Consider the following 14,508-nt stretch of genomic DNA (forward strand, 5'->3'; position numbering starts at 1 on the left):
TCTCAGGCCTCTTTTACAGGCTCAACGCTGGCTATGGTGGAAACGTGTCCGAGTTCGGGATCGAGATGCGCCGCCTGCGCATGCGCCGCGAGATATCGCTGGCCGGGCTGGCCGACCGCGTGCACTACGACAAGGGTTACCTGAGCAAGATCGAGACCGGGCGGCTGCCGGCCAACCGGCGGTTGGCCATCCTGGTCGACGTGGAGCTGGGCGCCGACGGGGACCTGGTCGCGTTGGTGCCCGAAGAGCCGCGGCGTCGGGGCGGATCCGGCGCCGCAGCCGACCCGGACGGCGAGCCGGACTGGGGCGGCGAGCTGGTCGCGTTCGGCGAGGCGCTGTCGGTCCCGCTGGCGCTGCGGTCGGCGGCGGGCCGGGGCGAGGCCGAGGATGTCAGGCTGCTGGCCCACTACCGCGAGGAGTTCGACCGGCACCGGCGGCTGAGCCAGCAGCTCCCCCCGGAACTGCTGCTGCGGCGGCTGATCGTCGATTTCGACACCCTGATGGAGTTGGCGCAGACGGCGGCGCCGGAGGCCGCCGGGCAGCTGCACCTGCTGTCGGCGCGCTACGCCGAGTTCATCGGCTGGATGTGCCAGGAGGCCGGGCGCCTGGACCTGGCGCTGGCCTGGACCCGCCGCACCGCGGCCCTGGCGACCCGGGCCGAGGCCGCCGACCTGGCGGCGTACACGCTGGTCCGGGAGGCGGAACTGGCGCTGTACGAGGGGGATCCGGCGACCGCGATGGAGCTGGCCGGGCGGGTGCTGGCCGATCCGCGGGCCCGGGCCCGCAGCCGGGGCCTGGCCGCGCACCGCCAGGCGCAGGCCTTCGCGGTCCGCGGCGACCACGCACGATGCCTGAGTTCCCTGGACCACGCCCGCGATCTGCTCCACCCCGAACGCGTCGCGCAGGACGAGCCGGTCGTCGGCTCGGTCACGGTCGGCGGCCTGGACAACGCCATCGCCGGCTGGTGCCACTACGACCTGGGCCGCCCCCGGCGCGCCGGCGAATTCCTGGCCGACGCGCTGAACCGGACGCCGACCGAGGCGCACCGCTCGCGCGCGCTGTTCGGAGCCCGGCTCGCCCTCGCCTACGAGGCCTCCGGCGAACTCGAGGAGATGCAGGCCGTGACCCTTCGGGTGCTGGAGGACGCCGGCCTGGTCCGCTCCGCGGGCGCCGACGCCGAACTGCGCGGACTGTCCCGGGCCCTGATGCGCCACCACAACGTCCGCGCCTTGCGAGAGCTGCGCAACAGCCTCGACGAATCCCTCGTCGCCACACGACGCGCCCGATGAGCGGGGCGACGGACGCCGCGGACGGCAGGGACGGCGCGCAGGCCACCGACTGGCGGCGGCTGGACAGCACCGTGGTGCTGGCCACGCCCTGGTTCGACGTCCGCCAGGACGCCGTGATCCGCCCCGACGGCGCGGCCGACGTCTACCACCACGTGGCCACCCCCGGCTCGGTGACGGTCCTGCCGGTCGCCGAGGACGGCCGGGTCCTGCTGACCCGCCAATGGATCTACACCCACGGCGGCGTCCAGTGGCGCCTCCCGGCCGGCACCATCGAGCCCTTCGACGAGCGCCCGCTGGCCGCCGCCCGCCGCGAACTGGCCGAGGAGACCGGCCTGCGCGCCGCGCGCTGGAGCGCGGTCGGCGCGGTCAACGGCGCCGACAGCCTCACCAACCACGTCGACCACGTCTTCGTCGCCCGGGACCTGACGCAGGGCGAGGCGGCGCGCGAGGGCGGCGAGGCCGACATGGCGCTGTGCTGGCTGTCGTTCGAGCAGGCGCTGGAGCTGGTGTGGTCCGGGCAGATCCGGCACGCCGGGAGCGCTTACGCACTGCTGTCGTTCGGGCATCTGCGGGAGCTTTATGCGATGGAGCGATTGCGGGGTGAGTTGTAGCCTGCACGGGCTACGAGTCCGTCCTTGGAGGCCGCTGTTGATCCTTATCACCCGCCTGGACACCGTCGTCGACGGGAACCCGCTCGGCCCGCGCATCCCGTTCGTCGCCGAGGCCGACGGCGTCCGGCTCGCCGAGGCCGACCTGTTGGCGAAGTCGTATATGGGTGATGAGACAGGGCGTCTGGTGAAGGTCCGATGGGAACCGGGACAGTCGACCGCGGCGCGGCTGGTCCTCGAGGCGGCCATCGCCGCCGCCGAGCCCGGGCAGGTGCTCAACAGCTCGATCAACGCCGAGGTGCACACCGACCCGGCAGGGCAGATCGCACTGCTGGAGTCCTGCGGCTTCGAACTGTGGCAGGAGGAGGAGGGGTTCTGGTGGTCCGATGAGGGCCAGGACCTGCCGGCGCCGGAGGGCATCACGGTGCGGACGCTCGCGGAAGTCGGCACCGATCGGTTCGCCGAACTGATGGCTGCGTGCACGACCGACAGTCTGGACCGCATCGACGTCGACGCCGTGGCCGCGATGGGACCGTCCCGCTGGGCGACGGAGTTCCTGGCCGGCTGCGGCGACTCGACCTGGCTGCTGGCCGAGGACGCCGCGAGCGGACAGGCCGTGGGATACGTGGCCGTCGGCGAGTTCGATCCGGGCGTGGGCACCATCACGTACATCGGGGTCGCGCCGGAGCACCGCGGACGCGGCCACGTCGACGCGCTCCTGAAACTCGCCAACCGGACGGCCCGGGACCTCGGCTTCCACGCCATGCTCTCGGACACCGACACCCTCAACATCCCGATGCAGCGGGCCTTCCGCCGCAACGGCCACAGCTCGGAGGCCACCGGCTGGCACAAGTGGATGCACCGCCGGGAGGTCTGAGCCCCAGGGAGTCCTGAGCCCGCCCCGAACTCACTCCCTCTCAGAGTCCTGATCGTCCTCCGGATCGTCCGCCATCAGATGCTCGATCGCCTTCTCACACAGCTCCCGGATCATCTCCGGCGGGATCGCGTAATCGCGCCCCGGCAGGAACGACACCGGATCCGCCAGCGCGCCGTCCGGGCCGAACGGCTCGACCACCACCTCGATGTCCACGACATCACCCTCGCCGAGCGCCAGCGGGACATCAGAGTCCTCAGCCAACGACTCGCCGGCATGGCGGTAACGGTAGGCGAAGCGGACACCCACCGCGCCGCCGTACTCCGTGGCCTCGATCGGCAGCGCGAGCTGCTCGGTGAGGGCGGCGACCAGGTCGCGCGAGGTGGCGCCCACCGGGATCCGCACTTCGTGCGAGACGCGCAGTGACTGGTTGCGCGCGTAGATGTGCAGCGTCGGCTCCTCGCGCGGGGCGGGCTCGGGGATCGGGGCCGGGGCGGGCAGGACTTTGGTGCCGACCTCGCGGTCCCGTGTCCAGACCGCGGTCAGCTGGTCGGCGGCGGCTTGACGGCGGCCGCCGAAGGCGTCCAGATAGCGGCGCGGGGCCAGGACCGGAGGCAGTTCGCTGTCGTCCAGGCGCACGATGAACACGAACGGACGCGCGCGGCGCTGCTCCAGCACCATGGCCGCGGAGATCTCGCTGTTGACCCAGTAGCGGTCACGGGCCGCCGCGGACCAGACCAGCACGTAGAAGTCCGAGCGCTCCAGGGCGCCGTTGATGCTCATCACGACGTCGTCGCCGGGGAGGATGTCCATGATGTCGAGGAAGGGGTCGATCCCCCGGTCCAGCAGATCCTGGTGGAACTTCAGGACCTCGGTGCGGTCGGCCGTCGCGTAGGAGATGAAGACGGCCGGCCCCCGGCCGTCGGGATGATGCGGCATGGTCTCTCATTCGGTCTCGGGCGGGCGGAACAGGCGGCGGATCACGTGCGCCGGCCGACGGGCCGACGCACGCAATATAGGCGCCTTCACCTGATGCCCTGAATCCCCGTACAAAGTCCAGCACGCCCACCAGGCCGGATGCCCCGGCTCGGGCACGTCCGCGGCCGGCACCGCCCGGCCGTCGCGGACGTCGAGCTGCGCGCGCTGCAAGGCCACATCGCGCGGCAGATACCGCAGGTAGCCCTCGAACCGGTCCAGCAGGACCGCGGTGACGGAGACCTCTGCGACCCACCGGGCCGCCACCACCGAGGCCGCGCCGGCGTGCAGGCCGGCCCGGACGAATCCGGTCCGCTCGTCGCGGCCCACGCGTTGAGCCATCCCCGACTCGCACGCCCCGAGAATCAGGGTGCCGCAGGCCTGCAGACGCGCCTGCTGGAACCGCCCCGGCTGGATCCGGCCGTCCCGCTCGTTCTTCGTCCCGACGAACTGGAGCCAGGTTCGGGACGGGTCCTTCGGGTCGGTCTGGCCGTGGCCGAGGACGCGCACGCGCCGGTAGTCCGTCCGCAGCAGCTCGCGTTCGAAATCCTCGGGTGTGGCCTCGAACGCGCTGATCATCAAAGCCCGACCGCCCCGGTTCCCGACAGCCCGCTGACGGAGCAACGGACGCGCCGACAGACACGGCAGGTCCGACAGCGCGAAGCGGCAGACGATCGGCACCGACGCGCCGTCCGGACCGTCCTTGATCGGCAGCGCGGCCAGCGGGATGTCGGACAGCACTCCCCCGGCGACCACCACCAGCCGCTTGATCCGCGGCGGCACCAGACCGAGCACCGTCTCGGCCCCGATCGCGGCGCCGAGCCGGTCCATGAGCCGCGTGACCTGCTCCCGGCCCGCGGACTGGGCCAGCCGGTACTCGTTGCACTCCTTGCGCAGCGCTTTGACGAGCTTCTCCAACTCGCCCCGGTCCGCCGGCAGATCGACGTGGTGCACCAGATCGCGCCCGACGATGCCGTGGTGCACGCGGCCGGGCCGGGCGTGCATGATCCAGATCGCCTCGTCCCGGGCCGTCGCGTCGGCGATCGTCCGCAGCCACTGCCAGGCGGCCGCGCCGTCGCCGGGTGCGGGGAGCCGGCGGAGCGACGCCGCCGCGTCGGGGGCGATGCCGGCCAGGATCGCGGCGCCGCGCGCCGACTCCATCGCCACGATCGCCGCCGCGACGGCCGTGGCCGCGGGGTCGCCGCCGGGCCCGGACACGGCGAGTTCGGCGGCGACCCGGATCCGTTCGTCATGCTCGGTGGGGATGTCCTCCAGCAGCGCGGCCCGCACCTCGTCGCTGACCTGCCGGGCGACCAGTTCCTCTTCCAGCGCGTGCGCCCTGGCCCAATGGTCCGAGGCCTGGTCGGGCTGTCTGAGGAGTTCGTGCGCCTCGCCGAGCAGTCGCAGAGCTCGGATTCGCACATCAAGGAGCTGATGGACGTCGGCGAGGCGGGAGGCGGTGTTCAGGTCTCGGACCGCTGAGCTGAGATCCGCTTCTCCCTTCCGGCGTTTGAAGGCCGCGATCGACACCTCCCCGGATGCCAGGTGCCAGTGCGCCCGGTCCCGGTCGTCAGCGGCCAGCGCGCGGACGGCGTCCAGCCCGGCACGAGCCCGCTCCACCGCGCCACGGTCCAGCAAGCCGAAGGTGTTCAGCAGAGTCCTGAGGAAACGTACGGCCGGCGGTTCGGTCCCCTCCGCCGAACCGCCGGCCTCCACTGGGGTCTGCTTCTCCATCAAGAGCTGTGTCGAGAGTTCCGTGCCCAGGGCCTTCAACGCCTTGCCCCGGCGCAACGCCACCAGCAGGCCGACCAACTCCTCCAGCAGCGGCAACCGCAAGGCCGCGTCGAGGTCTTCGGAGGCAAGCGCCGTCACGACAACCTGAAGCGCCTCCTCATAACGGTGCCGGGCCTTGAGCGCCACGGCGCGTGCCAACGCACGCGGCACCGATGGCACGGCACCCGAGTCCTCGGCGAGGATCTCCGACACCGCCCTGTCCGAGCCGCCGCGCGCCGCCACGAGCCGCAGATCGGCGTCGATGACGGCCACCGCTGCCGCATCGCCGACGGACTCGAACACAGCGCGTGCCTCGCGCAGGTGGCGATCGGCAGTGGCACGCTCCCTCGCAGCCAGTCCCTCGACCCGGCGCAGGCGGGCATGAGCATTGGAGTCCAGCTCGGCGCCCGGATCGCTGTCGACCGCTTTGCGGATCTCAGCCGCGTCGGAGGCGGCTGCGGCATGCGTGCCGGACTCGGACCGCACCTGAGCGCGCTCGATCAATAGCGGCAAGCGATGGGCCCGGCCGCGTTCGTCGTGGAGATACCGGTCGCACCACGAGGCCGCGTCCGTCAACCAGCCCGCCGACCGCAGGGCGCTGACATGCTCGGCCGCCAGGGTCGCCCACAGCGCCGCGTCATCGGCGGCCACGAGTCCGAGGACGTGGGCGTAGGCGGCATCCGTCCCGTCCGCGACGGCCGACCGCGCCTGTTCCAGGGCCTCGGCCAGCGTCTCCCGGCCATCGAGGAAGAAGTTCTCAGTCACGGTCGGCTCCCGTCCGGCTCAGCACACGAGCTGGGCCTTGCCGGCCTGGCTGACCATCAGGATCGTGCCCTGCCCGACCGGCGATCCGGCCGGCGCCGCCGAAGGCGAGGGCACCGACGAGGGCGCCGTGCCGGGCGTCGGCGCCGCACCGATCGGCGGGCACGCGGACGGGCCGGTGGGGTTGTTGAACCCCGCGGTGCTCACCAGGTTCCACTGCGCGCCGTCGTAGGTCCGGATGTCCGGTTGCGCCGTCGTGCTCTCGTCGCGCGGGTCGTGGCCGGCCGAGACCGGCACCACCGTCACCTGGTACGTCGGCGGCAGGTTCTCCGGGACGATCGGGCCCGCCGCCAGGTGCAGGGCGGCGCGCAGGCCGGGGCTGAAGTAGACGGCGTCGACACCGGGGATCCGCAGCAGGCTGCCGAGGAGCATCGTCGTCGGCGCGCCGGTGGGTGTCAGGGGTCCGGCTTCGTCCTCCACGATCTCGTCCGGGATGCCCTGGTGCTGCTTCACGACGTCGAAGACCGCCGTGCCGCCCAGATCCGGTCCCAGCGCGCGCACCACCCGGTCGAAGATGTCGCTGCCGGGCGGTGCCAGGATCACCGTGCCGTCGTCGGCGGCCAGGACGGCGCCGTCGTCGCCGAGCGCCGCGGCGTGCAGCCGGCCGTCCTTGGCCTGCTCGGCCTCGTCGAGCAGCTGCTTGATCTTCGGGAAGTCGCGGAGCAGGGCCGCGCCCTCGACCGCGCCGTCGTCGCCGACCACCGGATCGGACGCCGAGACCACGACGGCGTCGCCGTCCTCGTACACCAGCGCCGTCCGGCCGCTGAGCGTCCGCACGGTGACGGTCTTGTCCGAGCGGTCGGGCGGGCCGGTGAGGGCGGCGAACGCGGCGCTCCCGCCGGAGGGCGGCAGGACGCTGAGATAGCCGGTGCCGTCCGGCGGCGGGCCGGGCCCGGCCGTGAAGCCGCCGTCCATGAACGAGGCTGCGCCGGTGTCCGCGTCCGGTCCGCCGATGCGGAACGCCGGGCTGTCCGCGGCGGCCGGCACCGTGGTGGTGACGGCGAGCCAGGGCTGGCCGGGTCCGCCCACGCGGTCCTTGACCGTCCCGTCCGCGCCCTTCATCTCGTACAGCACGCCGTCGGTCGCGGCCGGGACCGTGCTGGAGGTGCCCTTGGACAGCTTGGCCTGGATCGAGGTCAGGGCGCGGCGGACCTTGTCCACGGTCCCGGAGCGCCACTGGACCGTGACGATGTTCGCGGTGTCGGCGGTGTCCAGCGAGCCGAAGTCCTTGCCCTCGTACGTGACGTCTTCCTGGACGCTGTGCCCCTCGGCCCGCACGCTGTAGGTGAGCTCCCGGTCGGTGTCGGAGGAGCGCCAGACCTTCAGGTCCCCCAGCGGGATGACCTTCCGTCCGCTGGCCTTGACGTCCACGCTCGCCGTGTCGCCGGACGTCGACAGCGTGCGGTCGACGCGCTCGGAGACCTTCCCGGAGTCGTCGATGGACAGCCGGCTGATCTCGCCGGTGCCGGAGGTGTCGTCGTAGGTCGACTTCGAGTCGAACAGCCCGGCGCGGGTGACCGAGGTGGGCAGCTCGGGATGGTAGTCCTGGCCGTTGGTGCGGTCGTAGTAGTCGCTGAGGGACACGCCGCCCTCGATCTCCACGTACCCGCAGTCCTGGTAGTCCCTGCTGGGGTTGACGATCAGCGCTTCCTGCGTCGCCGAGGGCGGGGTCAGGAAATCGATCGGGGCCCGCTCGCGCAGCTCGTTGTGCGCGGCGTACCAGTCCTTGAAGGAGGTCGGAGCAGGGGTCTGCGTCTCGGTCGGCAGCAGCGCCTTGCCCTCGTGCGTCAGCCACTCCAGGGCGCCGCTCCAGCGCATGATCTGGTCCAGGCGCTGGTATTGCGGCTCGTAGTCCTCGATGTCCTGCTGGTGCACGTCCCACCACTGCAGGGCCCGGCCGAAGGAGTAGCTGGGCTCGACCTCGGAGCCGTTCGGGCCGTCGTCGCGGACGAACAGCCGGGCCGCCTCGGCCCCGATGTCGATCTGGTTGTCGGTGGAGGCGAAGGCGCTGTCGTTGCGGCCGAACCACAGCCGCCCGGATTCCGACGTCGGGTCGTTCGGGCCGGCGCACTCGCTCCACGGGGTCACCGCCGCCGGATCGGCCAGGAAGCCGCCGACGGCCTGGGTCGGCACGCCCTGGCCGACGCCGGCGACCCAGTTCTTCGTCACGTAGTCGACGTAGGCCAGGGAGTCGCCGACGGCGCTCCCGGCCAGGCCGCCGTCATAGCGGGCCTGGCTCATCGTGGTGTGGCCGTTGAGGAACTCCTCCACCGCCCACAGCTGGGTGCGGTCGGTGGGCAGGCCGAGCCGGGTGTTCAGCGCGGCCTGGTCGTCGCTGGGGCTGTAGAGCTCGTTCTCGACCTGGGTCCGCACGTCGTCGGAGGACTTGAACGGCGAGCCGGTCCAGGAGTTCGACAGCAGGCGGCCGGCGATGTCAGTGCTCAGCGACGGCGCCATGGCCCGGAGGTCGCCGACGGTCTTGGCCGGCAGCGGATCCAACGAGAAACCCGGCGCCAGGCCGCTGCCCTGGGCGTGCGCCTGGTAGCCGTTCTGCAGCACGGTGATGTCGTCGACGGTCATCGGGACCGCCGGCACCCCGGGCCAGCGCCAGCCGGAGGCCGTGACCTGGTCGCCCTGGACGGACAGCTGGGACAGCGACTGGGTCGTCTTCAGGAACGCCGCGAGGTCGTCGAGGCTGGTGATCGGCATGCTCACGTAGCCGTGGTCGGCGCGGACCTGGTCGGGGGTGCTGATCGGGTCCGCGGTGACGTCGGCGGTCTGCGTGCCCTGGTCGATCGTGTAGTGGTGGATCTGGACCAGTTCGGGATCGGCGCCGTGGTCGGTGCGGTACTGGTCCATCAGCAGCCCGACGGTGCGGTTCTCGGACGGATCGCCTTGCGGGACCAGCAGATGCAGCACGCCGCTGGTGTCCGCGAGCTCCCGGCCCGGCCCCACCTGCTGGTCCGCCAGATCGGTGAAACCCTGGTCGCGCACCGGGAGGGTGTCGTAGGACGCGTCACGGACGGCCGCGGTGGTCATCCCCAGGTGCGCGGCCAGCCCGGTCCGGATCCAGTCGCGGATCTGGTCGTCGGCGTCGGAGGCGTCCAGCCCGGTCAGCCGCGAGGCCGCGGCGGAGTAGGAGACGACGAAGCCGGTGCGGGGCACGACGATCTGCGAGGGCGCGGCGGCCTTCGCACCGCCGCCGGCGAAGCCCCAGGCCCCGAGGCCGATGCCGGCGGCCAGGACGGCGGCCGCCGCCGCGCCGGCCAGGCGGCGGCGGTCGGCCACGGCGCCGCGCAGTGTCCAGGTGCTCATCGCGTCCCACCGTCCTGCCGCTCGCGGCCAGTGTCAGTGTTCGTAGCTCTATCTATGTCTGTGTCTGTATCTGCGTCTGTAGCTGTATCTGCGTCTGTGTCTGTTTCAGTGCGGCCGGTGCCGATCCTCACTCACCGGTCACGGGTTCGGCGCGTCGCCCGGGTTCAGCGTGGACACCGACAGGTTGCCGTTGACCTGCCGGGTCAGCGTCAGCGTCCAGTCCGAGTCACTGAAGTCCCAGGTCGAGTCGGTCTTCTGGTACGAGCACTGGCGGCTGAACTTCTGCGCCGCGCTGTCCCAGTCGCTTCCGGAGCTGACGTAGATGTCGAAGGTGCTGCCCGGGATGTCGCTCAGCGTCGTGTTGGCGTTGGCCCGCACGTAGACCGAGGCGACCGGGGTCTTGGTCCCGGCCTTGGTCAGCGTGACGATGGCGTCGGTGCCGGAGTTGTTGATGGTCAGCGACCCCGGCCCGGAGGAGTGCCGCAGCACCTGGCCGTTGCCCAGCTGCCGGTTCTGGTCGGCGATCGGCGCCGGCAGGAAGGACGCGAGGTCCTTGCCGTAGGAGGGGTCCACGGCGTTGAGCGAGGTCGCCACGCCCCGCAGGGACGTCGCGCCGGCCGAACGCGTGAACTCGGCCAGCGCCGCGGCCGAGGTGCACACCGTCGACCCCAGGTCGCTCGCCGTGGTGCCCGCCGACGTCGAGAAGTCCCGCAGTGCTTGCGCCAGCTGGGTCGTCGACGCCGACAGCGCGTCCGGCGGGTCGCTGGGCATGCCGTCGGACAGGGTCTGCGCGTCCGCCGACAGCTTGTTCAGCGCGCTCTTCGCGTCATCGGTCGAGTGGGCGTTGGCGACGGCTTGGAAGTCCGGCGCCAGTTCCGTGCCGATGGCCGTCAGGCTCTGCGCGTAGGCCGCCGAGCTCATGGTGGTGGGGCTCGGCGAGGAGGTGGTGACCTCGGCCGAGGTGTCGGAGGAACTGGTGCCGTAGGACTGGTTCGAGGAGGAGGAACTGCTGCCGCCGCCACCGCATGCCGCCAGGGACCCGACCAGAACAACACCGGCCAAGGCGTAAGCACCTTGAACGCGCGACCGCGATATAAGACTATTGACCATTTCCGTACCCCCATCCCGCGAGAACGTCGACCTGCGGCGTCTCATCATCCCCGGACGCCCGTGTTGAGGAACACCAATATTCTGATGCCTGCCACTGACAGGTCGAGGCGTTATCGACGGGTTGCGTGTTGCGATCCCACGGAATGAGACTGACGGTCCCGTCCGGCGGTTGCTTCCGGGACGGGCACGCCAGCCGGCGCTACGGGAGCGCCTCGATCAGTTCTCTCATTTCCAGAGGGCACTGCGCCAGGACATTCCGCACCGAGCCCTTAACGGCGCGAATCGCCGCGATGATGATCGGGTCGTCTACCCGATCATCCAAAGCGTCACTGAGCATCGCGAGCGGTGTGAGCACCGAGGTCTGTACGGCGATCGGCAGCGCGTCCATGTACGCGTAATCGTCGGTGAGCACCAGATCCACCAGAGCGGTGGCCGTTCCACGGACGGCGTCCATGTCACGATCCGCTGCTTGCGTCGGACGCGCCATCGTTTGAACCCCTCCCCCGTGTCCCCGCAGGTCAAGCGGGGAACAAAAAAGAGCGTTGCCATAGCGGTGATCGCCCGGACAGGGAGTCCACTCAGATGCGCCTGTCAGCTACACCTGTACCTGCGGCTGGCCCGCGACCACCAAACCCGACTCGTACGCCAGCACCACCGCCTGGGCCCGGCTCGAGAGGTTCAGCTTGGCCATCGCGCGGTTCAGGTGCGTCTTCACCGTGCCCTCGCTGACCACCAGCCGCTCGGCGATCTCGCCGTTGGACAGGCCGGTGGCGACCAGGCGCAGGACGTCGGTCTCGCGGGTGGTGAGCGCGGCCAGGGCGGCGCGCTCGGCCGAGGAGGCGGCCTCGGGGCGCCGGGAGCGGGGGACGAGGCCGACCGCGGGCCAGTCCGCGGCGGCACCCGGCGCCGGGGCCGGGGCCGGTCCGGCGCCCGGCGGCAGTCCGGCGCCGGGGCCGGGGCCCTGGGGTTCGCCGTCGAGGCCGGCGGCGGTGACGTAGGCCTGGACCAGGCGGCGGGTCACGGTCGAGGAGAACAGCGTGTCGCCGTCGGCGACCGCCTTGAGCGCCGCGAGCAGGCGCTCGGGCGGGGTGTCCTTCAGCACGAAGCCGTCGGCGCCGGCGCGGAGCGCCTCGTACACGTACTGGTCCATGTCGAAGGTGGTGAGGATGAGGATGCGCGGCAGGTTCTCGCGGCCCGAGGCCAGGATCGCGCGGGTCGCGGCGATCCCGTCCATGTCCGGCATCCGGATGTCCATCAGCACCACGTCGGGCTCGGTGAGCGCGGCCATGGTCACCGCCTCGGTGCCGTCGCACGCCTCGCCGACCACCTCGTAGCCGGGCGCGGCGCGCAGGATGGCCGCCATCCCGGCCCGGATCAACACCTGGTCGTCGACGATCAGAACCTTGACCATGCTGTCCCGCCGCCTTCTGTTCCTCCGGCGTCCTTCGCCGGCGCCTCTGGCACTACCCCGACGGTACCGGACCATTCATACTCGGTGGTTGGCAACTCGATGAAGATCTCAGACGGTGCCGTCCTCGGCCCACATCTCGGCCGGGTCCCCGTCGCACGGCGCCTCCGACACCGAGCCTCCCGCCGCCTTCAGGCACAGCAGGTCGGCGCCGTTCTGGAGCTCGGTGGCCCCGCCGGAGCCGCCGGTCTTGGACCACAGCTGCGCCATGTCGCCGCTGCACGACTTGATGCTCACGCCGCCGCCACCGGTCAGGCAGTCGTTGCTGTCGCCGTTGACCAGCTCCTCCTGGCCGGTGACGGCCCCGAGGATCCCGGTGAGCGGCACCGTGGACTCCCAGCCCTGCCCCTTGACGTCCGCGCAGCCCTGGTGGCCGGCGCCGCCGCCGGACTGCGCCAGGCAGTCCCCGGTCGCCGAGTTCCGCAGCCGGTGGAAGTTCGCCGGGAGCAGCGGTCCGGTCGCCGAGGTCGCCGGCGGCAGTCCCGGGGCGCTGGAGGACGCTACCGTGGTCGTGACCGTGTGGCTCGGCGCCGCCGAGGAGCTGTGGCGGGTCTCCGACGGCGAGCTGCTGGAGCTCGACCGCGAGGAACTGGACGCCGACGAGCTGTGCGCGGCGGCGGACGTGCTGGCCGGGCCGGTGCTGCCCGTGGTCGGCGTCAGACCGGGGGCGGCGGTGTTCTTGGACGTCGCCGAACCCTGCGACGTCACCAGGAAGTACGCACCGACGGCGACCACGGCGAGCAGCGCGACCACCGCCAACGGCTTGCCCGCGCCGCGCCGGCCGCCCGCGTCGGCTCCGACCGCCGACCGCTCGCCGTATCCGCCGCGCCGGCCTCGACCGGCGTCTCGACCGTCGCGACCGTCGCGACCGCCATCTCGGCCAGAGTCTCGTCCGCCGCCCCTGCTGCTGTCCCGGCCGCCGTCCGCAGCGACGCGCCGGTCCTCCGGCCGCCGCCGGCTGCCGCCGCGCGGGCCGGGGATCGGCGCGTCGGCGTCCACCCGGTCCGGACGGACCATGGTGTCGTCCGGACGCGGAACGTAGTCGTCGTCCCCGGAGTAGACGGCCATGGCGTCGGTCATGTCGACCGAGCCGGACGGATCGGCCGGGGCCGGGAGAACCGGCTCCGGCGGCGATGGTGGCGCGGCGGCGAACGCGGGCGCCTCCGGATCGGCCATCACCAGCGCGGCCGAGCGGCCGTCGGGGATCAGGGCCCGAAGAGCGCGGCCGAAGGCGGCCGCGTCCGGGAACCGGTCCTCGGGCTCCTTGGCCATGGCCCGCTCGATGACCGCCGGCAGCCCCGGCATGTCAGGGCACTCCAACCTCGGGGCCGGCTCGCTCAGCGCCAGGTATATGGTCCGGCGCACGTCCTGGCCCGGGCCGCCGAACGGCGGGTGGCCGGCGATGAGCTCGTACAGCGTCGAGCCGAGCGCGTACACGTCGGAGGAGGCCGTCGGCACGCCCCGCGTCATCAGCTCCGGCGCCGCGTGCTGCGGGGAGAACACGTCGAGCACCGAGCTGGAGTTGCTGGCGTCCAGCAGCCACGACACGCCGAAGTCGGCCAGCGCCGGCTCGCCGTACCGGGAGACCAGGATGTTGTTGGGCTTCACGTCCCGGTGCAGCACCCCGAGCGCGTGCGCGGCGTGCAGCGCGTCGGCGATCTTCGCGCCGACCCCGGCCGCCTGCGGCCCGGACAGCGGGCCGCGCCGGTTCAGCCACTGCTTCATGGACCCGCCGTCGTACAGGTCCATGGCCAGGTACGGCCGGCCCGCGGCCGTCGTCCCGGTGTCCAGCACGGTCACCACGTGCGGGTGGTCGCTGAGCCGGCCGGCCAGCCGGACCTCGCGCTCGAACCGGCGCCGGGCGTCCTCGTCGGGGCCGACGATGGTCAGCAGCTTGAGGGCGACGTCGCGTTCGAAGGACTCCTGCACGGCCCGGTAGACCACGCTGAAGCCGCCGTGCCCGATGCGCGTCAGATCCCGGTATCCCCGGACGCGCTCCGGCCGCTCCGGCCGCTCGGCAGCCTGCGCCGCCTTCGGCACCTTCGGCGCCGTACCCGTCGAACCACTGTGGCGTGTCATGACCTGCGTTCCTGTCCGTTCCACGACATCGGCGATATCCCCGGCGAAACAAAAGCACGACGGGGCGGTGGGGGGGGGGGGGGGGGGGGGGGCGGCGCCCCCCCCCCCCCCCCCCCCGCCGGGGGGGGGGGGGGGGGGGGGGGGGGGGGGGGCGGGCGCGCCCCCCCCCCGGGGGGGGGGGGGGGCCGTGCGCGC

At 72.3% G+C, this 14,508-nt stretch carries 10 protein-coding genes; 3 read left to right on the plus strand and 7 right to left on the minus strand.

What is annotated here, in order from left to right; all coding sequences use genetic code 11:
• The first annotated feature begins 44 nt into the window (after positions 1-44).
• Genes ABH926_RS43040 through ABH926_RS43050 form a run of 3 tightly spaced genes read left to right on the plus strand, consistent with a single transcriptional unit; the run spans position 45 to position 2,774 of the window.
• A complete protein-coding gene (locus ABH926_RS43040) occupies positions 45-1,289 on the plus strand; it encodes a helix-turn-helix domain-containing protein (protein WP_370372366.1) in 1,245 nt (414 codons plus the stop codon).
• Entirely contained in the window at positions 1,286-1,900 is a 615-nt protein-coding gene (locus ABH926_RS43045) for an NUDIX domain-containing protein (protein ID WP_370372368.1), read from the plus strand. The genes ABH926_RS43040 and ABH926_RS43045 overlap by 4 nt, the downstream gene beginning before the upstream one ends.
• Before the next feature lie 37 nt (positions 1,901-1,937).
• The gene (locus tag ABH926_RS43050; RefSeq protein ID WP_370372369.1) at positions 1,938-2,774 is read left to right on the plus strand and encodes a GNAT family N-acetyltransferase; all 837 of its coding nucleotides are present in this window, start codon (positions 1,938-1,940) and stop codon (positions 2,772-2,774) included.
• 30 nt (positions 2,775-2,804) lie between these two features.
• Here ABH926_RS43050 and ABH926_RS43055 read toward each other — a convergent pair whose 3' ends face one another.
• The 7 genes from ABH926_RS43055 to ABH926_RS43085 all read right to left on the minus strand — a co-directional run bounded on the left by ABH926_RS43055 (position 2,805) and on the right by ABH926_RS43085 (position 14,313).
• Positions 2,805-3,710, minus strand: coding sequence for a toll/interleukin-1 receptor domain-containing protein (locus ABH926_RS43055; protein ID WP_370372371.1), 906 nt, complete (start codon positions 3,708-3,710; stop codon positions 2,805-2,807).
• Between the two features lie 6 nt (positions 3,711-3,716).
• Entirely contained in the window at positions 3,717-6,284 is a 2,568-nt protein-coding gene (locus ABH926_RS43060) for a CHAT domain-containing protein (protein WP_370372373.1), read from the minus strand.
• An 18-nt stretch (positions 6,285-6,302) separates the two neighbouring features.
• Complete coding sequence (locus ABH926_RS43065; protein WP_370372374.1) at positions 6,303-9,656, minus strand: hypothetical protein; 3,354 nt, start codon at positions 9,654-9,656, stop codon at positions 6,303-6,305.
• Between the two features lie 138 nt (positions 9,657-9,794).
• Complete coding sequence (locus tag ABH926_RS43070) at positions 9,795-10,718, minus strand: hypothetical protein (protein WP_370372376.1); 924 nt, start codon at positions 10,716-10,718, stop codon at positions 9,795-9,797.
• Between the two features lie 247 nt (positions 10,719-10,965).
• Positions 10,966-11,220 (minus strand): hypothetical protein, encoded by a 255-nt coding sequence (locus ABH926_RS43075; protein WP_370372378.1) that lies wholly within the window; start codon positions 11,218-11,220, stop codon positions 10,966-10,968.
• A gap of 141 nt (positions 11,221-11,361) precedes the next feature.
• Complete coding sequence (locus tag ABH926_RS43080) at positions 11,362-12,177, minus strand: response regulator (protein WP_370372380.1); 816 nt, start codon at positions 12,175-12,177, stop codon at positions 11,362-11,364.
• 108 nt (positions 12,178-12,285) lie between these two features.
• On the minus strand, positions 12,286-14,313 hold the full coding sequence (locus ABH926_RS43085; protein WP_370372381.1) for a protein kinase: 2,028 nt from the start codon (positions 14,311-14,313) through the stop codon (positions 12,286-12,288).
• Positions 14,314-14,508 lie beyond the last annotated feature (195 nt).

It is taken from the genome of Catenulispora sp. GP43, from assembly GCF_041260665.1.
Taxonomy (GTDB): Bacteria; Actinomycetota; Actinomycetes; order Streptomycetales; family Catenulisporaceae; genus Catenulispora.